General features: G+C 46.1%; 24 protein-coding genes and 1 pseudogene. 3 read left to right on the top strand and 22 right to left on the bottom strand.

The features are described 5' to 3' along the window. Nucleotides 1-16: 16 nt before the first annotated feature. The 15 genes and pseudogenes from ompA2 to MC24_RS03035 all read right to left on the bottom strand — a co-directional run bounded on the left by ompA2 (nt 17) and on the right by MC24_RS03035 (nt 13282). Nucleotides 17-1228, bottom strand: coding sequence for an outer membrane anchor protein OmpA2 (ompA2, locus tag MC24_RS02970; RefSeq protein ID WP_038052351.1), 1212 nt, complete (start codon nt 1226-1228; stop codon nt 17-19). Next, nucleotides 1225-2036: pseudogene (gene panB, locus MC24_RS02975) on the bottom strand (3-methyl-2-oxobutanoate hydroxymethyltransferase). Before panB ends, ompA2 begins: the two are co-directional and overlap by 4 nt. After that, the gene (locus MC24_RS02980; RefSeq protein ID WP_012310934.1) at nt 2002-2796 is read right to left on the bottom strand and encodes a Rossmann-like and DUF2520 domain-containing protein; all 795 of its coding nucleotides are present in this window, start codon (nt 2794-2796) and stop codon (nt 2002-2004) included. Before MC24_RS02980 ends, panB begins: the two are co-directional and overlap by 35 nt. Further along, a complete protein-coding gene (locus tag MC24_RS02985) occupies nt 2787-3908 on the bottom strand; it encodes an alanyl-tRNA editing protein (RefSeq protein WP_038052353.1) in 1122 nt (373 codons plus the stop codon). The genes MC24_RS02980 and MC24_RS02985 overlap by 10 nt, the downstream gene beginning before the upstream one ends. Then, entirely contained in the window at nt 3905-4525 is a 621-nt protein-coding gene (locus MC24_RS02990; RefSeq protein ID WP_038052355.1) for a V-type ATP synthase subunit D, read from the bottom strand. The genes MC24_RS02985 and MC24_RS02990 overlap by 4 nt, the downstream gene beginning before the upstream one ends. Beyond that, nucleotides 4522-5904, bottom strand: coding sequence for a V-type ATP synthase subunit B (locus MC24_RS02995; RefSeq protein WP_012310937.1), 1383 nt, complete (start codon nt 5902-5904; stop codon nt 4522-4524). Before MC24_RS02995 ends, MC24_RS02990 begins: the two co-directional genes overlap by 4 nt. A 4-nt stretch (nt 5905-5908) precedes the next feature. Continuing rightward, complete coding sequence (locus tag MC24_RS03000) at nt 5909-7669, bottom strand: V-type ATP synthase subunit A (protein ID WP_012310938.1); 1761 nt, start codon at nt 7667-7669, stop codon at nt 5909-5911. Next, a complete protein-coding gene (locus MC24_RS03005) occupies nt 7669-8247 on the bottom strand; it encodes a V-type ATP synthase subunit E family protein (protein WP_038033089.1) in 579 nt (192 codons plus the stop codon). Before MC24_RS03005 ends, MC24_RS03000 begins: the two co-directional genes overlap by 1 nt. Next, nucleotides 8240-8554 carry a V-type ATP synthase subunit F gene (locus tag MC24_RS03010; protein ID WP_012310940.1) on the bottom strand — a complete coding sequence of 105 codons (315 nt, stop codon included), beginning with the start codon at nt 8552-8554 and terminating at the stop codon, nt 8240-8242. The genes MC24_RS03005 and MC24_RS03010 overlap by 8 nt, the downstream gene beginning before the upstream one ends. A 1-nt stretch (nt 8555) precedes the next feature. Next, complete coding sequence (locus MC24_RS03015; protein WP_012310941.1) at nt 8556-8984, bottom strand: ATP synthase subunit C; 429 nt, start codon at nt 8982-8984, stop codon at nt 8556-8558. Nucleotides 8985-8998: 14 nt separating this feature from the next. Continuing rightward, the gene (locus MC24_RS03020) at nt 8999-10855 is read right to left on the bottom strand and encodes a V-type ATP synthase subunit I (protein ID WP_038052357.1); all 1857 of its coding nucleotides are present in this window, start codon (nt 10853-10855) and stop codon (nt 8999-9001) included. Between the two features lie 5 nt (nt 10856-10860). Beyond that, nucleotides 10861-11484: a V-type ATPase subunit gene (locus MC24_RS09960; RefSeq protein ID WP_268745465.1), complete on the bottom strand. Its 624-nt coding sequence runs from the start codon at nt 11482-11484 to the stop codon at nt 10861-10863. A gap of 25 nt (nt 11485-11509) precedes the next feature. Then, nucleotides 11510-11902, bottom strand: coding sequence for a V0D/AC39 family V-type ATPase subunit (locus tag MC24_RS09965; RefSeq protein WP_255327246.1), 393 nt, complete (start codon nt 11900-11902; stop codon nt 11510-11512). 4 nt (nt 11903-11906) lie between these two features. After that, nucleotides 11907-12230, bottom strand: coding sequence for a hypothetical protein (locus MC24_RS03030; protein WP_012310944.1), 324 nt, complete (start codon nt 12228-12230; stop codon nt 11907-11909). Next, entirely contained in the window at nt 12230-13282 is a 1053-nt protein-coding gene (locus MC24_RS03035; protein ID WP_235280285.1) for a metallophosphoesterase family protein, read from the bottom strand. The genes MC24_RS03030 and MC24_RS03035 overlap by 1 nt, the downstream gene beginning before the upstream one ends. A 117-nt stretch (nt 13283-13399) precedes the next feature. Here MC24_RS03035 and fabG point away from each other — a divergent pair, with 117 nt between their 5' ends. Beyond that, entirely contained in the window at nt 13400-14140 is a 741-nt protein-coding gene (gene fabG, locus MC24_RS03040) for a 3-oxoacyl-[acyl-carrier-protein] reductase (RefSeq protein ID WP_038052359.1), read from the top strand. A gap of 6 nt (nt 14141-14146) precedes the next feature. Here fabG and MC24_RS03045 read toward each other — a convergent pair whose 3' ends face one another. The 3 genes from MC24_RS03045 to MC24_RS03055 are packed head-to-tail and all read right to left on the bottom strand — an operon-like array spanning nt 14147 to nt 17333. Beyond that, nucleotides 14147-15307, bottom strand: coding sequence for an amidohydrolase (locus MC24_RS03045; protein ID WP_011943573.1), 1161 nt, complete (start codon nt 15305-15307; stop codon nt 14147-14149). Next, the gene (locus MC24_RS03050) at nt 15285-16151 is read right to left on the bottom strand and encodes a DMT family transporter (RefSeq protein WP_038052362.1); all 867 of its coding nucleotides are present in this window, start codon (nt 16149-16151) and stop codon (nt 15285-15287) included. The genes MC24_RS03045 and MC24_RS03050 overlap by 23 nt, the downstream gene beginning before the upstream one ends. A gap of 3 nt (nt 16152-16154) precedes the next feature. Then, nucleotides 16155-17333, bottom strand: a complete 1179-nt coding sequence (locus MC24_RS03055) for a hypothetical protein (protein ID WP_012310949.1) — start codon at nt 17331-17333, stop codon at nt 16155-16157. 64 nt (nt 17334-17397) lie between these two features. On the opposite strand from MC24_RS03055, the gene MC24_RS03060 reads away from it, so the two are divergent. Together MC24_RS03060 and mutS are read left to right on the top strand one after the other, a co-directional pair. Beyond that, nucleotides 17398-17832 carry a GNAT family N-acetyltransferase gene (locus tag MC24_RS03060; protein WP_012310950.1) on the top strand — a complete coding sequence of 145 codons (435 nt, stop codon included), beginning with the start codon at nt 17398-17400 and terminating at the stop codon, nt 17830-17832. Beyond that, nucleotides 17829-20210, top strand: a complete 2382-nt coding sequence (gene mutS, locus MC24_RS03065; RefSeq protein ID WP_038052364.1) for a DNA mismatch repair protein MutS — start codon at nt 17829-17831, stop codon at nt 20208-20210. Before MC24_RS03060 ends, mutS begins: the two co-directional genes overlap by 4 nt. On the opposite strand, the gene rpe is transcribed toward mutS, so the two are convergent. From rpe to rlmN, 4 genes are read right to left on the bottom strand one after another with little or no spacing between them, the layout of a single operon-like run. After that, entirely contained in the window at nt 20179-20841 is a 663-nt protein-coding gene (gene rpe, locus MC24_RS03070) for a ribulose-phosphate 3-epimerase (protein WP_011943568.1), read from the bottom strand. The two genes, mutS and rpe, sit on opposite strands and share 32 nt — an antisense overlap. Next, on the bottom strand, nt 20841-21728 hold the full coding sequence (gene rsgA, locus MC24_RS03075; protein WP_128080949.1) for a ribosome small subunit-dependent GTPase A: 888 nt from the start codon (nt 21726-21728) through the stop codon (nt 20841-20843). The genes rpe and rsgA overlap by 1 nt, the downstream gene beginning before the upstream one ends. After that, nucleotides 21725-22339: a PASTA domain-containing protein gene (locus tag MC24_RS03080; RefSeq protein ID WP_012310953.1), complete on the bottom strand. Its 615-nt coding sequence runs from the start codon at nt 22337-22339 to the stop codon at nt 21725-21727. Before MC24_RS03080 ends, rsgA begins: the two co-directional genes overlap by 4 nt. After that, nucleotides 22336-23367 (bottom strand): 23S rRNA (adenine(2503)-C(2))-methyltransferase RlmN, encoded by a 1032-nt coding sequence (gene rlmN, locus MC24_RS03085; RefSeq protein WP_012310954.1) that lies wholly within the window; start codon nt 23365-23367, stop codon nt 22336-22338. The genes MC24_RS03080 and rlmN overlap by 4 nt, the downstream gene beginning before the upstream one ends. Between the last annotated feature and the right edge of the window lie 36 nt (nt 23368-23403).

Consider the following 23403-nt stretch of genomic DNA (forward strand, 5'->3'; position numbering starts at 1 on the left):
TCTTCTCTGAGGAAGTTCATTTATTACTTCCCATCACAAAACCAATTATTACACCGACGATTCCGATGGCAACACCCGCAAGGGCCATGGTCTGAACGTCGGAAATCTTCTTGCTGAGGGTGGCACTCACGCTGTTCACATCTTCCATCCATGGTTTCGAAGAAACGACCTCATCGACTTTCTGGGAGAGCTCTGCGTTACTCTGATTGAGATTCTTGACTTCTTCTTCGACTTTGGTGACTCTTGCTGTGACTGCTCCCAAGTTTCTTTCTAGTGAATTCACCTTGTCAACTGCTGACTCTACCTGAGAAACTCTCTTTTCCAGACTCTCAACACGGCTGTTCACAGTTGTGATCTGACCCTCGAGAACGCTCACACGTGCATCGAGAGCTCTTGCCGTCTTCTGCTGGGTTTCAAGGTCACTCTGGAGTTTGGAGACGAGCACTTTGAGGTTTCCTATCTCTCCAGACAGAGCGGTGTTGTTTTTCTCGATGCTGGTAGAGAGTTCGGAGAGTTTCTGGTCGAGTGTGGCTGTGTAAGATTTGAGAGTTTTTTCCACGTAATCTTTAAGAGAAGCTTCGGAGTTCTTCATGAGCGCTTCAAGGTTCGTCGCTTTCGTCTCAACAGCGGACAGTCTTCCTTCAAGATCGTTCAGTTTTGAGACGGTCTGTGCGATCTTGCCGTCGACGTAATCTTTGTCCACGAAGTCTCCCGAAAGTTTGGATTCGAGAGCGGCGATTTTCGAAAACACCTCGTTCACTTTGGCATCTATATTCTGGATTTTATCTGACTGACCTTGAACCTGGCTCATGACTTCGACTCTGAGGTTTTTGAGGTCAACAAGAGTGGATTTCAGGTTCGCCACGTCGTTCTTGAGGGTTTCGAGATCGGACGTCACTCCCCCGAAATTATCGGAGAGGTTCTGAACCTTCATCAAAGCGGTACTGACGAGATCCTCGAGAGTAGAAACTTTGTTTATCAGCCCAGAAACGTCAGTGGAGGGTTGTTTGAGTATGTTGTAGAGCCTGTAGAACGCCACCGCTGCCTGGTACCTCGTGAGGTAGGAGTTACCCTGGAACGTACCGTCGGGCATTCCGGTGATAACGCCGAGTTTCGACATCTCTGTTACTGCCTCGTAGGCCCAGTGGTTCACGGGAACGTCCTTGAACTGCTGCGAGATTCCGACGAGAGCTCCAAGCATCAGAACAAACACCAGAAGCTTCCTCATGAAGACACACCTCCTTTGGATTTATCTGTGAACGAATGTTCTTCGGTGGGAAACAGACCTTCTTTTACCTCTCTTCTGAAATCTTGCAGAGCTTTCAATATGACTTCGTACAGATTCGCGTATTTCTTGGAAAAGCGAGGCACAAAGTCCGGATTCAGGCCGAGAAGGTCATGCCAGACGAGTACCTGGCCATCGCAGAAACGACCTGAACCGATACCAATGGTTGGAATGGAGACACTTTCTGTGATCTCCTTAGCGACTTCCTCGACGATGAGCTCCAGAACGATGGCAAAAGCCCCCCTCTTTTCAAGTTCTTTGGCGCTTCTCAAGAGGTATTCTCTGTTTTTTCCGTTTTTCCTTGGACTCTGTAACCACCGAAACGGTTCACGAATTGAGGCGTGAGACCTATGTGACCCATCACTGGTATTCCACTTTCGACCAGTTTTTGAACGAGCTCACCGAATTCCTCTCCACCCTCTATTTTCACGGCATTCGCACCGACCTTCAAGAACTTCCCAGCGTTCTCCACGGCTTTTTCCACGGAAGTCTGGTAGGAAAGGAAAGGCATGTCTGCTACTATGAAAGCGTCTGGGGCTCCCCTTTTCACGGCTGCCACGTGTATCAGCATTTCTTCCATAGTTACGGGAATCGTGTTTTCGTACCCGAGAACGTTGTTTCCAAGGGAGTCTCCAACGAGAATGACATCTATGCCGGCATCTCTCGCGATTCTGGCGCTGGGAGCATCGTACGCGGTGACCATCACGATCTTTTCCTTACCTTTCATCTTCTTGAGCTTCTCGACGTTCACTTTCTGCCACCTCCCTGAGCAGCTTCACAATCTCATCGTAGAGCACGGTGTTTCCGAAGATCCTTTCGTACTCCCTGCGCTCTTCCTCTACCACCTGCCAGTCTCCTCTTTTCACAGGGCCTGTCAGAGAACATTCCACTCTCATCTTCTTTATGTTGTCCGCCACACCTTTCATCAGGGTGTGAATGAGGAGTTCCGGTTCATCCAGACCAAGAAGAGTGTATATCCTCTTTGAAAGATAGGCAAGTGCCACCGGGAAATTCGAAGCGATGACAGCGGCGAGATGGTAAGCTTTCTTTTTTTCCGAAGGGATCACGAAGTACCTTCCGGAGATCTCTTCTGCGATTTTTTTCACAACCGCGAGACCTCTTTCGTCTCCTTCCAATCCAAAGACGATCTGGTCTTTCATTTCAAGGGCTTTTTCGAGGCTGGAAAAAGAAAAGTTCGGGTGGATCGATGCTCTTCCACTCTTTTTGAAAATCTCCGACGAGAGAAATCCAGAACAATGTACCAAAACAGCGTCTCCGAGATTCAAGTGGTTCGCCACCGTTTCTATGTATCTGTCCGGGACGATAACGAAGACCACACCGTTCAACTCAGGGTGCTTTTCTATCGTGGCAGCTTTTCCCCCGTAAACTTCAGCAAGGTTTCGAGCCTTATCTATACTGCGGGACAGGATGTATCCTATTTCACACCGATCTTTCAAACACTCAAGAAAAAACCTCGTGAGGGTTCCGGTGCCCACAAAGTTCAGAACCATTTCAATATCTCCCTCAATTTTTCAACGATTCTCGAAGTGGAGTTTGCTGTTATCACAGCCCTCTTCTGGCTCGATCCGCCTTCTATGTTCAACTGTTCTTTCAATTTCTCGAAGATCTTTCTGCAATCTATCCAGTTCGAAACGATCTCTACCCGGTCAGGATGCTCTAAAAGAACGATTGTGTCTTTGCGATCTGCGAGGAACTTGGGTAAGTACTTCATTTCCTCTGGAGTTCCAGAGAAGTGATACAGATAGTACTTTCCGATCTTTTCTGGTTCTGCTACTTTTGAGAGAATCTCGGCGTACTTTTCCGACAGTTTGTCGAGCTTTGCACTCTTCTCTTTGACTTCTTCGAGAAGGTTCTCTGCTCTCTTCAGGAGTTCCTTTGTGGATGTGGTCAGCACTCTGGAGAGTGACTTCAAGAGTTTATCTTTTTCTCTGTAATCTTTCAGGGCTCGATCGCCTGCAACGAAATAGATCCTTGTTAGCACCTTCTTCACCTTCTCCGTGTCCACGATCTTTATCAGACCGATTTCTCCAGTGTTTTCTACATGAAACCCTCCGCAGGCGGTGACATCGAAATCTCCTATCTTCACCACTCTGACTTTTCCTTCCACATTGGGCAGTTTTCTGAGGTTCATTTTCTCTGCTTCTTCTTTTTCTATCTCGAGAATTTCAACTCTCTCACAGCTTCTCACCACTTCGTTGGCCAGATCCTCAGCTTCTTCCAGAACATCTTCGAGAACGAACGGAGCGTTCAGATCTATGGTGGAGACCCTCTCTCCCATGAGGAAACTCACCGTTTCAAGATCGGCCACTTTCAGAAAAGCGGCTGAGAGGATGTGCTGAGCGGTGTGCTGACAGGCGATGTCTTTTCTCCTGGCAGGGTCTATTTCGTACTCGTACTCACCCGGTTCGAGATGAGCATCCAGATAATGGAGGATGTATCCATTCTTTTCCTTCACCTTCAGAACATTTGCAGGACCGATCTTTCCTCTATCTCCGAGCTGTCCACCCTTTCCGTCTGGATAGAAAGGGCTTGTTCTCGAAACGGCGATGATTTTCTCACCATCTTTTATAACCTCGTCTATTCTTATTCTACCCGCAGTCATCTTTTTCCAACCTGCACCCTTTCTTTCAATCGCTCGATCTTGAAGAACTCTTCTCTTTCTTGTTCTTCGAGGGTATCCTGAATGTATTTTATCGTTTCTTTGAGCTGGGGGATCACCACGTTCTCCAGAGCATTGACCCTTTTCTTCACTTTTTTTGCCTCGTAAGCCAGTCTATAGACCTTGTTCTCAATCACCGCAACTTTTGCTACCAGCTCGAGCGCTTTCCTGAAGGCGAGATAGGCCTGATCGAGAGCTGCGTTTGTGCTGTAAATCTCGTAAGGTATTTCCGTATCGAAACCTTCTATTTCCATCTCAGGTACCTCAACTCCCATGACACTTCTGAAAACGATCTTCAGAGCGCTGAACTCAGAAATCCCGCTGGCGTATTCTTCCACACTCTCTATTCCCAGGTCCAGATTAGCTCTCTGAAGGGAACGGTAAGCTTTTTCGAAGACCTTGAGCAATTCCTCCTGAAGTTTCCTTGCTTCTTCTATGAGGCTCACAAGTTCCCTCATGATGACCGTTCGTTTTCTTTCCAGAAGATCGTATCCCTGAAGTGCTAAGGAAAGACGTTCTTTCAGAGCGATCAGGTTGCCGCGGGTTGGAGCCACACTCACGTTTTTTCACCTTCTCTGTAGTACTTCTCTATGTGTTCCTCTTTGATCCTCGTGAGTTCATTTTTCGGAAGGATCGATAAGGTTTTCCACGCCAGATCCAGGGATTGTTCTATCGTCCTTTCTTCGTCAAAACCCTGATTCACGAAAGAGTGTTCAAACTCCTCACCGAATTTGAGATACAGTCTGTCGATATCCGGCAGGTCCTCTTCACCCACGATAGAAGCGATGGATTTTACCTCCATCACCCTGGAATAGGCAGAGAAGAGCTGTGAAGCGACATCCGGATGATCTTCTCTTGTGTAACCTTTCCCTATTCCGTCCTTCATGAGCCTCGAGAGGGACGATAGAACGTCGAGTGGAGGATATATTCCCCTGCTGAAAAGGTTTCTGGACATGACGATCTGTCCCTCTGTTATGTATCCGGTGAGGTCAGGTATTGGATGCGTTATGTCGTCGTTCGGCATAGTGAGTATCGGTATCTGAGTGATCGAACCGTTCTTCCCTCTTATGATACCAGCCCTCTCGTAGATGGAAGCCAGATCTGAGTACAGATACCCGGGGTAACCTTTTCTCCCGGGTACTTCTCCTCTGTAGTTTGAAAGTTCTCTCAGAGCTTCGCAGTAGTTGGTCATATCGTTGAGAATGACCAGAACATGCATACCGAGATCGAAGGCAAGATACTCGGCTATCGTGAGAGCTACCCGTGGAGTAGCTATTCTCTCTGCCACGGAATCGTTCGCCAGATTCAGAACCACGACCATGTTTTTTATAGCTCCGCTTTCCTCAAGACTCTTCACCACAAAACTAGCATCGTCCTTTCTCAGTCCTATTGCACCAAAGACCACCGCGAATTCCTCGCCTGTTGTCACCTTCGCCTGACGCGCTATCTGGACCGCGAGCCTGTTGTAAGGAAGACCGTTTCCGGCGAATATGGGAAGTTTCTGCCCTCTTATCAAAGTCATCAGGACATCTATACTGGATATACCCGTCTGAATGAAATTTCTGGGATATTCCCTCGCAGCAGGATTTATCGCGGAACCATTTATATCCATAGTTTTTTCAGGAATGATCTCACCGAGGTCGTCTCTTGGGTTTCCGAGGCCGTCGAGTGTCCTTCCAAGCAGATCACGAGAGAGTTTGACTTCCAGAGGTCTGCCGAGGAATCTAACCTTCGTTTTTCCAACGTCTATCCCGTCAGTTCCTTCGAACACCTGAATCACGACCGCTTTTTCTTTCGCTATGATGACTCTTCCCATTCTTCTTTCTCCATTTTCCAGAACTATTTCGACAACCTCATCGTATCGGACACCGCTCACGTTTTCCATGACCATAATTGGGCCTTTTATCTCAGAGAGGCCGGTTTGTTCTTTCACAGCCATCGTATCACCTCGTTCCTGTTGCATAGAGTTTTTCAAGCTGTTCAAAATGATCTTTGATGATTTTTTCGGTTTTTACGATTTCTTCTTCGAAATTCCTGCTTTCTTTCAGCGTAGAGAGCTTTGAAACGATTTCCGGTGGAAGAATTTTCCCAACAGGAATCGATTTTTCGATGAACTTTCGTGCACTGCGGTATGTATCGACAATGAGCTTCAAAATTCTGAACTGCTTCTCAGGAGGGCAGAAAGCGTCCACCTCACTAAAAGCATTTTGCTGTAGAACACCGACCTTTATGATTCTGGCCACCAACACCGTTAATTTCTGATCGTCTGGAAGGACGTCTTCCCCCATTATCTTTATAATCTGCTGAAGCCTATCGTCTTCTACAAGAATGTCAATTGCTTCCTGACGGTATTCTGGCCACTTCTCGTTCACATTTTCCTTGAACCAGTCTTCCAACACTTCAGCGTACTCACTGTAACTCGTGATCCAGTTTATGGAAGGATAATGTCTCGAGTACGCCAGGTTTCTATCCAGAGCCCAGAAGCATCTGACGAATCTCTTCGTGTGCTGTGTGACCGGTTCTGAGAAGTCTCCACCTGGAGGTGAAACAGCACCTATGATGGTCACAGATCCGGTGGTTCCGTTGAGGTTCTCACAAAGACCGGCCCTTTCATAGAATTGAGCGATTCTGGAAGCAAGATAAGCGGGATATCCTTCCTCCACAGGCATCTCTTCCAGTCTCCCGGAGAGTTCACGCAGTGCCTCAGCCCATCTGGAAGTGGAATCTGCCATGAGAGCCACGTGGTAACCCATGTCTCTGAAGTACTCTGCAATGGTGATACCCGTGTATATGGAGGCTTCTCTCGCGGAAACAGGCATGTTCGAAGTGTTGGCTATCAAGACGGTTCTATCCATCAGAGGTTTTCCGGTACGTGGATCCTGAAGGTGAGGGAATTCTTCCAAAACCTCTGTCATCTCGTTACCTCGCTCTCCACAACCTATGTACACGACCACGTCTGCGTCTGCCCATTTCGCCAGCTGATGTTGTGTGATGGTTTTGCCTGTTCCAAAACCTCCAGGTATGGCAGCGGTCCCTCCTTTGCTGATCGGAAAGAAGATGTCGATGACTCTCTGTCCCGTAATCAAAGGAATCGAAAGCTCCAGAAACCTCTTCACTGGCCTCGGGACACGAACGGGCCATTCCTGGTAAAGCTTTATTTCCTCTTCTCCGTTTTCTGTTTTCACCACAGCTATAGTGTCGGTTACTTTGTAATCACCACTTTGTTTCACATTCAATAAGGTCCCTTCTTTTATGTGAGGAGGAATCATTATTTTATGCTTCACACTACCCGTTTCCTGGACCTCGGCTATCACTTCTCCTCCTCTTACTCTATCTCCTTCTTTTTTCAGCACATTGACAGACCAGAATTTTTCAGTGTCCAACCCAAAGGCTTGAATTCCCCTTCCTATGAAAGGCCCCGAGCTTTCAAGAAGTACCTTCAGCGGTCGCTGTATTCCATCGTATATGTTTCCAAGGAGCCCCGGTCCCAGAGCAACCGAGAGCATCTTTCCTGTTCTCTCAACGAGTTCGCCGGGTTCCAGCATGGAGGTTTCTTCATAGACCTGAACGATCGCTGTTTTTTCGTCCAGCGCAATCACTTCTCCGGTCAATCTCATCTTTCCAACGTAAATCACTTCATGCATGAACAGCCCTTCCGTGTTTTCAACGCGTACAACAGGACCGTTTATTTCCAGAACACGCATCATATTTCACCTGCCTTCTTCGTTATGAAGGTGAATATTTCGCTTTTTCGTTCTTCGAGGAAAGTATCCACGGTGCTTCGAACGATTGTTCTGTCCTTCTTTAAAAGGATTCCTCCAGTTACTTCTGAGCTCGTTTCCACTCTCTTGTCCCCTGCTATTTCAGAAACGATTTCGGCGTCTTCAGGATTGCAGACTATCACAAAATCTTCGCTCTCTATCAATCTCAAAGCGTCGTTGTAGAGTTTTCTGTAAAGTATCTTTTTCTCTTCGATGGGCAAATTGAGAAGCCGTTCTCTCAACGATGAGAATACTCTGGATATCAATTTCTTATTGTAGAGGAGTTTCTCTTTTCGCAATTCCGACGTGATCTGGGAAGTTTTTCTATCTATCATCTGTTTTCTCTCCAGCTCCGCTTTTCTCATCAATGTCTCTTCGTACTCTTTGAGTTCCTTTTCGATGTGCTTCTTCTCTTCTTCAATGAGTCGATCGTACTTCTCTTTCAACTCTTCGCGAATTTCTCTCAAGCGTTGTTCAAAAACGGAGTAGAGATTTTCAAGTTTTGTCTCTATCTCATTCATTGAGCTTCACCCCCACCACGTCTTCCACGTATCTTGTAATGAAATTCCTGTCGCCTCGCCAGCCGTGTCTGTCAGGTATGACGAATACCAGGGGAAGTTTCCCGGAAATTTTGTGTGATTTGATCTCTTCTGGTATTTCTTTCGCGGCGAGTTCTGTGACGAGGAGGATTCCAATGGTTTTGTCTTCTATTGCTTTTTTGAAGGCCTCCAGTGTTTCTTCCCTTCCGTGGACAACTGTACCCGCAACACCTGCCAACCGAAGACCAATGGCGGTGTCTATGTTGTCACTGATGAGGAAAAACCTCATCTCATAACCTCCCGAGTATCATGATACTCACGATAAGACCGTATATAACTATTCCTTCGGCAAGACCAACGTAAATGAGAGTTCTTCCAAGCAGTTCTGGTTTTTCACTTATGGCTCCAACTGAAGCCGCTCCTGTCATTCCCACTGCTATGCCTGCTCCAACCGCTGCCAGTCCTGTGGATAGGGCAACTGCCATCAATCCAAGGCCATTTGAAGATTGCGATGATGGAGCCTGTGTGGTGGGGACGTTCTGTGCGAACGCGCTCGAAGAAAGGCTAACAACGGCGAGGAAAACTATCAATGAAAACGCAACCACGTTGCCGAGAAGAATACCAAAAGCTGTTTTTTTCTTGGTAGTTTTCCTAGAAAGGAAAAAACCACCAATCAACGTTGCCACCACAAGAATCATCGCTGCTACCAGAAAAACCATGCTTACACCTCCAATCAGAGTTTGTATCTTTCTGGATTGAATTCCCTTCCACTGTCTTTGAAGAATCTTGTGAAAAATTCGTAAAATTCAAGCCTCAAAGTCTGAATGAATACGACGAGTCCCTCCAGACCGATTATTATGATGTTTCCAAGAAAGAGTATCACGAACGTCACAACAGGATTCTTTGCCATTTTTGCCATGGTGTAAAATGCAAGGAAAAGTCCGGCGTGGTTCAAGGCAAAAGCTCCAAGCCTCACAAAGGAGAGGGTGTTGCTGAAGTAGCTTATTAGAATCTCGAAAACTTCGAAGAAAGCCTGTACAATTCTTTCTGATAAAGGGGCTTCTGTGAATATGAAACTGTACACATACATAACACCCACGAGGACACCCATGGATATGAGTCCAAACCTTGGGAAAGACCCATTCATGAAAAAGATCAAAACCGATACGACGGCGATCCAGTAGAAAAGCAGTCCGAGTATCCCGTTGTGGTTGAAAAGTAGTTCTCGTTTTTCTCGATTTTTTAGATTGTTGACAATGTTCAAAATCATTGCGAACGTGATGGTGGCTATTCCAATATATATGGAAAAAGCGAGGAAGTAGTTTATGTTTTCCATGGGCCTTTTCCAGATAGAAGGAATGATCTCGTAGCCGAATACGCTCCCGTAAAGCATCCCGAATATAGAAGAAGATACTCCTGCCGATCCAATTACATAGAGAAGATCGTTTTTTAATCTCCAGTACAATCCAAAGCCGAACAGCGCCAGAACCAGACCGTGCCCAACATCACCGAACATCATTCCAAAGAACGCCAGAAACATTATGGCAACAAAAGGGGTGGGATCTATTTCGTCACTGGAAGGTATGCCGAACATTCGTGTTATGGACTCGAAATGTTTGAAAAATCCTCTGTTTTTCAAGAGTGTTGGGGGTTTCGTATTCGGTTGGCACGACAGGAGAACCATCCGGGGATTGGATTCCAGGAATCGTTTCATTTCTTCCAGGTTCTGATGGGTTGTCCAGCCCGAGATCACGAGGAAATTCTCCGTTGATTTCGTTTTTTGGAGGAGATCGTGGATATTTTTCAAGATGTAGATGTACTCAAAATAATTTTTCACAAGCCGTCTGTTCTTGTAGAACTCCCTTCTTATGGTTGAATTCAGTATCTCTATTTCTGAATCCAGCACCTTCAGTTCATCTTCGAGCTGTAAGGAGATTTCAGAAGGAGTACCGGAGTAGCTCTCGGAGAGAGAGTACTCCACGAAACCGGCTGTCGTTAACGTGCTCTCCAAGTCCAATTCCTTTCGATGGATAACGAAAAGCCATGTTTTTTCCTCCTCGACTGCTACTTCCAGTATCAACACATCTTCATCTTTGACGCTCTCTTTCAATCTTTCCACGTAATCGTTACCTATGTTTCCAAAGTGGTATCGGAAGAATTCAGATTCTCTTAAATCTTTCAGATTCACATCTATCATCCGAAGTCTTTCAACTATCTCGAGATCTTTCGTTTTCTTTTCTCTTTCCTGCTTCAAATCGTTCATTTTTCTGTGTAGAGTTTCAACAACGGGAAGTACTTTTTCTATGAACGCATTCACATCTTTCAGTGAGATATTCATTTTCGAAATGTCCACATTCTGGGGTTCCGGTGATGGTGTTTCACCAATCATCTCGTAGAGGTTCATGAACTTGCTGTAAATATCATCGTAAAAGGTATGGTCTGGGGTTCTAAGAAGATTCAGGGTCTCCTCTTCGAAGATAGACTCCAGCGGAATCATTTCCACACTCTCCGTATCGAGGATTCTTTTCAGCAATCTTTCGGATTCATCAACAGGTGCTATGATGCTGAACGCACTGAGTTTCTCTTGCATACAGATCACTCCTCAAAAGTCACAAGGTATCCTTTGGCTTCTTCAAAACTCAGGCTGTATCTCTTTGTTTCTATGATGGTCACGAGATCTTTGTATTCGTACTCACGAATATAGACGTAACCACCTGCAACATCGCACCCGTTTTGCAAATTGTTTGATAGCCTCCTCGCTTTATCGAGAAGTATTCGATCACATATTCTTTCCAGAACGAACGGCAGATCGTCTTCCTTTACATCCTTGAAGAACTTTCCATACGGAGTTTGAGAAAGTTTTTTGAGAAATTCTTCTGTAGAGGACACGTTGGAAAGCTCCACGAAAAGCTGTCTTTCGAGTAAACCCCTGAGTGGAATGAGTAAATTCAGAACTTCGGAAGGTTGAAGCTTGAACAAAAGGCGCGCTCTGTATATCCATTCTATGTTCGTCATGTCTATCTGTAAGTAAAACAGATCTCTGATTCCCTCTGTACAGAAAGAAGATCCACTTAGCTTCCTCTTCATCGTTAGGAAGTACCACAGATCCAAAGCGTTCAACAGATAGTAAACCTTTCCAGAGGTCTGGTAGTTCCTGTAAGCGTTCTCCAGTGGCACGCGATACTCCGTTTTTTCGAGTACTTTCCAGAGTTCTTCCATGTTTTTTGCTGAGAGAAGCGAGGATTCATCGACACTTTATATGATAGAGAGGATAGAGTTTTGACTCACTGAGGTTCTCGAAGTATCCGGAATGGACTATTCGAATGATGAATTTTACGTTTTCGATCTCAAATCTTTTTTCGAACATGAAAAAGATTTTCCTTATATCGTACGGAAGGTAGAAGTAGATTCTGTACAGATCATGGACAATGGCTCCCCTTAACAGGATTTCCAGATCCCTTCTGTGGATCTTCGATACGTCTACATCTTTCAAGAACCTCTGATAATGTGTGTGCTGTTTCAAATAATCTGCTATCTCTATCACGCTGTTCGTTTTCATGAGGTTCTTGAAGTCCTCTTTGGTGAGCATCTTCGACTTCATAGCCTTCACTTTTGCGGAAAGCCCCATGAGCTTCATTTCATCACTCCTCTGACAGGAGCATATCTACTATTTCACTAACGAGTTCATCAAGATGTGATTCCAGATCCTCCATTCGTTTCCTCAGCTCCGATTGCTCCCTTTTGGCTTTGGATTCGATTCTACTCATCTCCAGTTTCACGTTTTCGATCAGTTCCCTGTAGTGTTCGTCTATCAATTTTTTCCGCTGTTCCTTGAATTCTCTGAGCTTTTCGATCTCTTTTTTATATTCATTTTCCATCTCTTCTTCTATTTTCTTGACCTCTTCTTTGAAATGTTTCTCTCTATCCACAAGGTTCTTCACTATCGTTGCAAGATCGATCTCCATCAGCTTCTCCCCCTTCCGTAATTTCCAAAGAACCTCCAGAGTTTCACCGCAAACCTGACGAGTCTTCTCCTCATCAGAAATTTTCCCACCTCTCGCTCTTTACCCGACAGAACAATGGCGCTCAACGCGAACAATCCCGTTCCAAGCAGAACGATCCAGTAGTTCTGGATCACGAAGGAATAGGTGTAGATCCACAGAGTATGCACCGTTCGATCGATCATGTTGAAACCAGGAGTCGGAAGCTTTATTACATCGTATTTTACTCCAGTTGGGGACACATGAACCCTTATAAAATGGTAAAAGTAGTGCTCTGGGTCGGTACCAAAAAGCTCTGCTCCTGCTCCACCCGTGATGATGTACGACACACCGTTCCATTCTCCCCTGAAGTAACCGTGAATGTGACCGGCAAAAACCATTGTGACGTTGTATTCCTTCAGAATATTCAAGAGCGTTTGGGCATTTTCCAAATCCTTCATGGAGTGGCCAGGTTGTTTTTCCTTACGTGGGTCGTACACCGGTACGTGCATAAAAACGAACCGGTATCTGTAAGACTGGGATTTCTCCAGTTCTTTTTTCAACCATTCTAATTGATACGCGTCCACATATTTCTCGTTCGCGTTGTTGAGGACTATGAAATATGAGTTTCCCGTATGGAAGGAGTAGTAGAGAGGTCCGAAAATCTTCAAATAGTTTCCGGGATCGTCAGCGAGGTCGTGATTACCCGGGACGGGAAGAACTGGTATTTTGAATCTTCTGAGCTGTTCCAGGTACAACTCCCATTTGAACAGAGATCCATCGAAGACCATATCTCCCGTGTTTACAGCGAATGCTGCGTTTTGTTCTCTGTTCACTGCGTCTATGAGCTTGGAAAAGGTGGAGATGGAATTTTTGTTGTCACCAAAGACAATGAAAGTGAAATCGTCTTTTAAATTTTCTTTTTCAACACTGCTGATGTTTTGATACACCAGATCTTTCTCCGGTACAACGAACAGGTAAGTATCCAGAACTTTCAAAACGGACAGTCCGATCATGGTAATTACTATTCCTATCAAAAAGGAGCGCGTCGTTCCACCTCCTTATGAGAGGATTATACCCCCTTCGGGGTAACTTTAATGGCTTCTTAAATAGAACACGTGATACAATTTAAAAAAACGCAAGGAGGTGCGTTCATGAGGCTTGAAGGGAAGGTGTGTTTGATCACAGGGGCTGCAAGCGGGATAGGGAAAGCCACCACGCTTCTTTTCGCACAGGAAGGAGCTACGGCGATCGCTGGCGATATCTCGAAAGAAAATCTCGACTCTCTTGTGAAAGAGGCAGAAGGACTTCCGGGGAAGGTTGATCCCTACGTTTTGAACGTGACCGACAGGGATCAGATAAAAGAAGTCGTGGAAAAAGTCGTTCAAAAGTACGGTCGAATCGATGTTCTGGTGAACAATGCGGGAATAACAAGGGATGCGCTTCTTGTGAGGATGAAAGAAGAAGACTGGGATGCGGTAATAAACGTGAATCTGAAGGGTGTTTTCAACGTGACTCAGATGGTGGTGCCCTACATGATCAAACAGAGGAACGGTTCGATCGTGAACGTCTCCTCTGTCGTTGGAATATACGGGAATCCCGGTCAGACGAATTACGCGGCGTCGAAGGCGGGAGTCATAGGGATGACCAAGACGTGGGCGAAGGAACTCGCTGGAAGAAACATCAGGGTGAACGCTGTGGCACCCGGATTCATAGAAACCCCCATGACCGAAAAACTTCCAGAAAAAGCACGTGAAGCAGCCCTTTCCAGAATACCGCTGGGAAGGTTTGGGAAGCCAGAAGAGGTGGCGCAGGTTATACTCTTTCTCGCATCGGACGAGTCGAGTTACGTCACCGGACAGGTGATAGGAATAGATGGGGGCCTCGTGATCTGAGGCCCCTCATCTTCTGAAGACTTCCACTCCGTCTATGTAAACCCTTTCCACCACGGATTTCATATCGAACGGATGTCCGCTCCAGACCACAAGATCCGCGTCCTTTCCAGGTTCAATGGAACCGATTCTATCTTCGAGGCCGAGGATCTTAGCAGGATTCACCGTCAGGATCTTCAGCAGATCTTCTTCCTTTGCACCGTACCTCATGGCAGTTGCCGCCTGAACGGTTGCAAACTCGAGAGGAATCACCGGGTGATCACACATCAAGGCTATAAGAACCCCATCTTTCAGGAGTTTTGCGATAGTTTCCATCGTCAGATCTTTCAGTTCCAGCTTTGTTCTGAAGGTGAGGAGTGGTCCCACAACGACGGGTATCTTTTTCTCCGCTAGCACCTTAGAAATCTTGTACGCTTCCGTTCCGTGTTCTATGACGAGGTTGAAACCGAACTCCTCTGCTATTCTGATGGCGGTGAGGATGTCGTCCGCTCGGTGGGCGTGCATCCTGGCAGGAATTTTCTTTCTGAGGACCATCTCGCCGACTTCCATTTTCAGGTCGGTTTCGGTGAATTCTTTTCCTTCTTTCTGGGCGAGTTCCTTTTTCTTCATGTAATTCTTCACTTTAGTGAAGTAGTCTCTGATCACTCCCGCTGTTCCCATTCTCGTTGAAGGAGTTTGTTTCCTCTCACCGTAGACCCTCTTTGGATTTTCTCCGAACGCCATCTTCAAACCTGCGGGATCCTTCACAACGCACTCTTCCACAATTATGGACCTGAACTTTATCACACTTCCCTGTCCACCCACCGGGTTGGCGCTTCCAGGAACGATCATCACGGATGTGACTCCACCGGCAAGAGCCCGCTCTATGGCCGGATCCTGCGGATTGAAACCATCGAGTGCTTTCACATGCGGTGTGACGGGATCCGTAGCTTCGTTTCCATCACTGTAATAGTACCCTACTCCTTCCTCAAAGAGCCCGATGTGGGAGTGCGCGTCGATGAAACCAGGAAACAGGAATTTTCCCGTCAGATCAACGATTTCCGCGTCGGGATCTTCTATGTTTTCTCCCAACTTTTCCACTTTTCCGTTCGAGACAAGCACATCTCCTTTGAAGGGTCTGGAAGTTATGGGAAAGACCGTGGCGTTTTTAAAGAGAATCTTCACACTCATCCCTCCCCTTTTGGTTCGCTTCACGAACTATTTTAACACGTTCCAGACTGGAAAACACCATGGAGATCAAAAGGAGGATTGCCCCTAAAAGCTGTTTCCCTGCCATCGTCTCGCCCAGCATGAAATAAGAAACAACTGCTGCGAAAACAGGTTCTCCCAGGAAAACAATCGCAGACACGTTGTTTCCAAGCGCTTTTTGGTATTTTGCCTGAAGGTAGATGGCCAGAATGGTGGCCGCAAGAGCGGTGAAGACAGCACTTCCAACAGCTGGGAGTGTGAAGTTCCAGTTCTTCCAGAAAACATTCAGTATCAGGTTCAAAATCCCCACTACCAGAAACTGTGGAAAGAGGAGATCCACTTCTTTGACTCGCTTTGAGAACATCGTTATCAGGACAACGTGCAAGGCAAAGCTCACCGCACAGATCAAGGTGAGAAAGTCCCCGAAGTTGAAGCCTTTGATTCCACCTGAGATCATGTAAAGTCCCAGGCTTGCGACAAAAAAGGAAACGATCTGGAATATCGTTGGAATTTCTCTCTCCAGAAGATACGCAAAGACCGGAACGAAAACGATGTACATCGATGTGATGAAACCGCTCTTCGTGGAGGTGGTGATCGTGAGTCCCCACGTTTGTGTGGTATAGGCAATTCCCAGGAGTGTTCCAAGGATCGATCCGTACTTGACGTTCCCCTTTCCAAATAGAAAATAAGAAACCAGTGCTGCGATGAAGAATCTAACGGCGATATAAAAGGTGGGAGAGACTCCCACCAGTACGATCTTCTGTATAGGAAATGTCGATCCCCAGATGAACGCAACGAAGAGTAAACTGAAGAGTGCCTTTACCAATCTTCACCACCCGCTTCTCACTGTGAATTCGAATTCTTTTTCTGAATTGGCCGGAACGATCAATTCGAAAACGATCTGGTCTGAAGTTTCTTTCAACGGTTTGATGGAAAATCTGAGCAGTCTCAGCATATTTCCGTAGACGTTGATTCTCACCTTCGATTCTGTTTCGTTCAGGTTCTGAACGGTCACTCTCCAAGTCCTTTCGTATTCGTATGTGTCTTTGTAGTTTCTTTCGTCCAGAATCTCTCCTCTCACGCGAACGTCCCAGGAGTCCGTTACGGGAAGCTCCAGAAGGGAGTTTTTCGGAGTGTCGGGGATGCTTGTTTCCCCGATCATTATATCCACACCGGAAATGTTAGAGAATATGCTCACCGTGCCTCCCGGAAGATCCACAGGAGTCTTGAAACTTCTCGTGAAGGTGGTTTTCTGATAATCGAAACTCGAGTCATTCACTGCAAAAGAGTACGAGTAGTACTCGTTAGTGATGGGCAAATTCGTTTCTATGAGATTCACAACAGGGGATTTGTCCAGATCTTTCAACTTGCCGAGGTGATAAACCTTGACTTCCTCAGACTCGTGTTCTTCGGGCATTTCTCTTGAGGCCGAAACGCTGAGGTACATCCCTTTCCAAATGGAAGTTTCCCCAGCGGGCCTGGAAATTAAAAAAACATCCGCGCTTTCCACACCAGAGACCGATAGAAAGGCGTTTCCTGTGAGAGTATCTTCGAAGAGATAGTACCTGACGTTCCAGCTTCCTGAGGAACGCAGAAGCAAAGTTACCTTTCCCTGTCCGTTCATCACGAGTTTCCGACCGATCTGGGGTTCTTCGTATTCCAGAACAAGCCACTTTTTCAACGCGGAGTTGTATACGTAGTACTTCGTGTCTTTTTTCAAAACGAGAGGAGAAGTACTTATCACTTCGAACTGTGAGGGAGGTTCGTCCACCGCTTTGACGGTTTTTCCTTTTATAATTTCTTCCCAGGAAGGTTCTTTTTCCGAAACCACGTACCAGCTTTTTGCTCCGATTACATCCATCACGTCCCATCCCTGAGGAACGGAGATGGTTTCTGTACCGCTCACGGATAAACTTTCCATGAGGATCGCACTGTCCTGAAAAAGAATGAGAACGGGTGCTGCAAAGATCGTTGTCGATGCGAATAAAAGAAACAACAAGCTTCTCATAATTTTCACCTCCTCCTGAAGATTCTATCACCCGGGGTTAAAATATCCTGAGAGGTGATTCGAGATGAAGGTGATCTTTTTTGAGAACGACGAAGAACTCCTGAGAGAAGCTTTGAACATCAGAAGAAAGGTTTTCATAGAAGAGCAGGGAGTTCCTGAGGAAGAAGAACTCGATGGGAAAGATCCTGAGAGTGTTCACGTGCTTCTCGAAAAGGAAGGAAAATTCATAGGAACCGCAAGGATAAGAAAGATCGATGATGGAACGTTCAAGATAGAACGTGTGGCGATTCTGAAGGAAGAAAGAGGAAAGGGATACGGAAGATTTCTCATGGAGAGTGTGGAAAGAGAGCTTTTCTCTAAAGGAGTTCGAAAAATCGTTTTAAACGCTCAAATCCAGGTGAGAGAGTTCTACGAGAGACTCGGTTACAGGGCGGAAGGAGAGATCTTCTACGAAGCGAACATTCCGCACTTGAGGATGGTGAAGGTGGTGAAACGGTGAAGGTAACTCCCCTCATGGAACAGTACCTGAGAATAAAAGAACAGTACAAAGATTCCATTCTGCTGTTTCGTCTGGGAGATTTTTACGAGGCGTTTTTCGAAGACGCAAAGATCGTTTCAAAGGTTCTGAACATAGTTCTCACAAGAAGGCAGGACGCTCCCATGGCGGGCATTCCGTACCACGCGCTGAACACCTACCTGAAAAAGCTCGTCGAAGCGGGCTACAAGGTGGCAATCTGCGATCAAATGGAAGAACCTTCGAAGTCGAAGAAATTGATCAGAAGGGAAGTCACGCGCGTTGTCACTCCTGGCTCTATCGTAGAGGATGAGTTTCTCAGCGAAACGAACAACTACATGGCCGTTGTTTCAGAAGAGAAGGGAAGGTACTGTACGGTTTTCTGTGATGTCTCGACAGGTGAGGTCCTGGTTCATGAAAGTTCAGACGAACAGGAAACGTTGGACCTGCTGAAGAATTACTCCATTTCCCAGATCGTTTGTTCAGAGCACCTGAAATCTTCTTTGAAGGAACGCTTTCCAGGTGTTTACACAGAATCCATAAGTGAGTGGTATTTCTCCGATCTGGAAGAAGTGGAAAAAGCCTACAATCTGAAGGACATTCATCATTTCGAACTTTCACCCCTTGCGCTGAAGATCCTTGCAGCACTTATAAAGTATGTCAAGTACACGATGATCACGGAAGATCTGAATCTGAAACCCCCTCTTCTCATCTCCCAGAGAGACTACATGATACTCGATTCCGCAACGGTGGAAAATCTTTCTTTGATTCCCGGTGACAGGGGAAAGAATCTTTTCGATGTGCTGAACAACACGGAAACTCCTATGGGGGCTCGTCTTTTGAAAAAGTGGATTCTCCACCCTCTGGTCGACAGAAAGCAGATCGAAGAAAGGCTCGAGGCTGTGGAAAGACTGGTGAACGACAGGGTGAGCCTGGAGGAGATGAGGAACTTTCTTTCGAACATGAGGGATGTGGAGCGGATCGTTTCGCGGGTGGAATACAACAGATCCGTTCCCAGGGACTTAGTGGCACTCAGAGAGACACTGGAGATCATTCCGAAACTGAACGAAATTCTTTCAAACTTCGGTGTGTTCAATAAACTCGCTTTCCCGGAAGAACTGGTTGATCTGCTTCGAAGAGCCATCGAAGATGATCCGCTGGGAAGCCCCGGCGAGGGAAAGGTTATAAAGAGAGGATTCTCATCTGAACTCGATGAATACAGGGATCTTCTGGAACATGCCGAAGAGAGGCTCAAAAAGTTCGAAGAGAAGGAGAGAGAAAGAACGGGTATCCAAAAACTGCGGGTTGGATACAACCAGGTCTTTGGTTACTACATAGAGGTGACGAAAGCGAATCTGGACAAGATTCCCGATGATTACGAAAGAAAACAAACACTCGTCAATTCTGAAAGATTTATCACACCTGAATTGAAGGAATTCGAGACAAAGATAATGGCCGCTAAAGAGAGGATAGAAGAAATGGAAAAGGAACTCTTCAAAAGCGTGTGTGAGGAGGTGAAAAAGCACAAAGAAGTTCTCCTCAAGCTCTCAGAGGATCTGGCAAAGATGGATGTGCTTTCGACATTGGCCTACGATGCTATCCTGTACAACTACACAAAACCCGTCTTTTCAGAAGACAGACTGGAGATCAAAGGTGGAAGACACCCGGTCGTTGAAAGGTTCACACAGAATTTTGTTGAAAACGATATTTACATGGACAACGAGAAGAGATTTGTGGTAATAACGGGTCCCAACATGAGCGGGAAGTCCACTTTCATCAGACAGGTGGGTCTCATATCCCTCATGGCGCAGATAGGATCGTTTGTGCCGGCGCAGAAGGCGATTCTTCCCGTGTTCGACAGGATTTTCACGCGAATGGGTGCCAGAGACGATCTCGCTGGTGGTAGAAGTACGTTCCTTGTCGAGATGAACGAGATGGCACTCATCCTGCTGAAATCAACGGAAAAGAGCCTGGTTCTCTTGGACGAGGTGGGAAGAGGTACGAGCACCCAGGACGGCGTCAGCATAGCCTGGGCAATCTCAGAGGAACTCATAAAGAGAGGATGTAAGGTGCTGTTTGCCACTCACTTCACAGAACTCACCGAACTCGAAAAACACTTTCCGCAGGTCCAGAACAAAACCATTCTGGTAAAAGAAGAAGGCAAAAACGTGATATTCACCCACAAGGTGGTGGACGGTGTGGCAGACAGAAGTTACGGAATAGAGGTCGCAAAGATAGCGGGTATCCCCGACAGGGTCATAAACAGAGCTTATGAAATTCTGGAGAGGAATTTCAAAAACCACACGAAGAAAAACGGAAAATCGAACAGATTCAGTCAGCAGATTCCTCTCTTTCCTGTTTGATGCTCTTTATCAGTTCAACGTAATTGTCGTTTCTGAAGATACCGTATCCCATCACAAGGATCGTCGCACCGTTTTTAACCAGTATCGATGCGTTCTCTTCGTTTACACCGCCGTCGACCATGATTTCCGTTTCCAGTCCCAGTTCTTTCACCATCTTTCTCAGGTTTCTTATTTTCTCAAGACTCCTTGCTATGAACCTCTGACCAGAGAAACCGGGATTGACGCTCATCACCAGTACACCATCGACGTCGGTTATGATCTCTGAAAGAAGATTGATGGGGGTATGCGGATTTATGGCAACAAAGGCCTGTGCTCCAAGGTCTTTAACACGATGGACCAACCTGTGGAGATGAAAGGTCGATTCGTAATGGATGGCAACCATATCTGCGCCTTCTTCTATGAAGCGGTCGATGTAATCTTCGGGATTGGTGATCATCAGATGTACACTTATGGGAAGTTTTGTTTCTTTCCTGAGGGCTTTCAGAACGGGAAGTCCAAAGGAAATGTTTGGAACAAAGTGACCATCCATGACATCGAAATGGATCATATCCACGTGCTCCTCCACTCTTTTCACTTCATCGGCCAGTCTTGCAAGGTCACATGCGAGAATTGAAGCTGCTATTTTCGCCATTACTTTTTCCTCCTTCCCAGAAGCTCGTAAAACATCTTCACGTAATTCTCGTATCGACTCTCTGCGATTTCTCCGTTCTCCACGGCTTCTTTCACTCCACAATCCGGTTCATCCACGTGGTTGCAATCTGAGAAGAAACACTGTTTGTCTCCAAATTCCTTGAAGTAGTTTTTCAGTTCCTCGGGTTCTATGTCGCTGATCTCCAGATTTGCGAAGCCCGGAGTATCGACCACATAACCACCGAAATCGAATTTCAAGAGCTGGGCAGTTGTTGTGGTATGTCTTCCTCTCTGGAGTTTCTCTGAAACTTCGCTCACGCGAAGCTTCAAGCCCGGATTTATGGCGTTGAGCAAGCTACTTTTTCCAACTCCGGAGAGTCCGGCCATTGTGCTGATCTTTCCCTTCAGATATTCCTTGAGCTCCTCAATCCCCATTCCAGTTTTCGCACTGGTTTTAACGATTGGATAGAGTTCAGAATAGATCTCTTCCAGTTCTCTCACTTTCTTCAGGTCGGCCTCGTCGTAGAGGTCCATCTTGTTGAAGACCATCACCGTTTCCAGTTCGTTTTTTTCGGCGAGAACAAGAAATTTATCGATTATGTAGGTCGAAGTTTCCGGCATTTTCACTGTCACCACAAGGATCACCTGGTCCACATTTGCAACGTGAGGTTTGGTGAGCAGATTTTTTCTGTGCAGCACGTTCTCTATGACTCCGGATCCTGTTTCATCCGGTGTGTACTCCACCCTGTCTCCAACGTATATCTTGAGGTTCTGCAGACGGAATTTTCCTCTCAGTTTGCAGAGGATTCTTTCACCGGTTTCCTCGTCTTCGACTGTGACCATGTTCGAGTGAAAACTCACCACTATTCCTTTTCTTCTCAAATTCATTCCTCCCCAAGGATGAGGATAACTTCCGTTGCTATGGAACCTTCAGGAGGGTACTGTGCCACCACCGTATCACCCATTCCAAGAAGTAAAATGTGAGAATTGTCTTTCAATTCATCGATCTTCTTACCCACGAAATTTTCCACCAAAAAATAGTTTTCTTTTTCACCTGTATCGATCAGAAGAATTAATTTTCCTTTGTAGATCTGCCCCTCTTCCGGATAGGTTGCGAGAACCCTGTCTTTTTCTGTGCCGAAAGGAAAATAAACGGTTTCGTAATTCCATCCGAGCCTTTTCAGGATCTCTTCTGCAACTGAGAGATTCAGCTGTGAAAGACGAGGCACAATTTTTTTCTGGGGATTTTCGTAATAGAGGTTTACCGTTCTCCCCTTTTTCACCCTTGAACCGGCTCGTGGATAGGTCTCCAACACCGTTTCGGAAGAAGACGTGTCGCAAAACAAACCAGATGCCTTCAGTCTTTCACACGCTTCTGTTCCAGAAAGCCCGACAACATCCGGTACCGTGCTGTACAGATTCTGATAAAGCTTCACTGCGAACAGAAAGAGAAGACCACCAACCGCAATGCCCGTTAATATTCCGAGAAACACCTTCATGATGTTGATTTTATTCTCTTCAGCCTCAGCTGACCACAGGCCGCTTCGATGTCGCTACCTTTTTCCCGTCTGATTTCTGCTTCGATTCCGTTTTCCAACAGTATCCTCTTGAAGGCCAAAAGTCGTTCTCGCGATGGTTTTTTTAGGTCTTCCGCCGTTGGATTCACGGGGATCAGATTCACGAAGATTTTCATGTTCTTCAAGATTTCGGCCAGTTTCTTTGCGTCGCTTATTTCATCGTTTATGCCCCTTATGAGCACGTATTCTATAGTTACACGGTTTCCCGTCTTTCTCTGATAGATCTTCACCGCATTCAGGATCTCTTCGATGGAGTACTTTTTGTTCAAGGGAACGAGCTGATCTCTCTTGAAGTTCGTCGGTGCGTGGAGTGAAAGAGCGAGCTTCACATCGAGCCCCTCTTCAGCCAGCTGGATTATTCTGTCCGGGATTCCAACTGTCGAAATCGTGATCCTCCTGATACCTATGTTTCCCATCTTTTTGTGGTTCAGTATTCTTATACTTTTTATTGTGTTTTCATAGTTCAGAAGAGGTTCTCCCATTCCCATGTACACAACGTTTCCTATTTTTTTCTTCTCTTCTCTTTCCATGGAAAGGATCTGTGCTACTATTTCTCCTGTGGTCAGATTTCTGACAAATCCGCTCATTCCTGTGGCACAAAAGATGCATTTCACAGGACATCCGACCTGGGTTGAGATGCAGGCCGTTATTCTGTCCGGATGGAAAAGCATCACAGATTCTATTGTGTTCCCGTCCTCGAGTTCCCAGAGGAATTTGGTGGTACCATCTATTCTGGAAACCTTCTTGTCGAGGAGTTTCAAGAAAGGAATGGAGAAGTGCTCTTTCAAAAGAGCACGGTGCTGTTTTGAAAGGTTTGTCATCTCATCGAAGTTGTTCACTTTTTTGTTGAACACCCAGTCCAGAATCTGATCTGCCCTGTAGCGCTCGAGACCCAGGCTCGTGACTTCGGCTACCAGTTCTTCGTAAGAAAGATCGAGTAGATTCTTCAAGTCAACACCTCCCAGTTTGAAATTATACTATAGAGT

This window comes from Thermotoga sp. Mc24 (assembly GCF_000784835.1).
Lineage (GTDB): Bacteria > Thermotogota > Thermotogae > Thermotogales > Thermotogaceae > Thermotoga.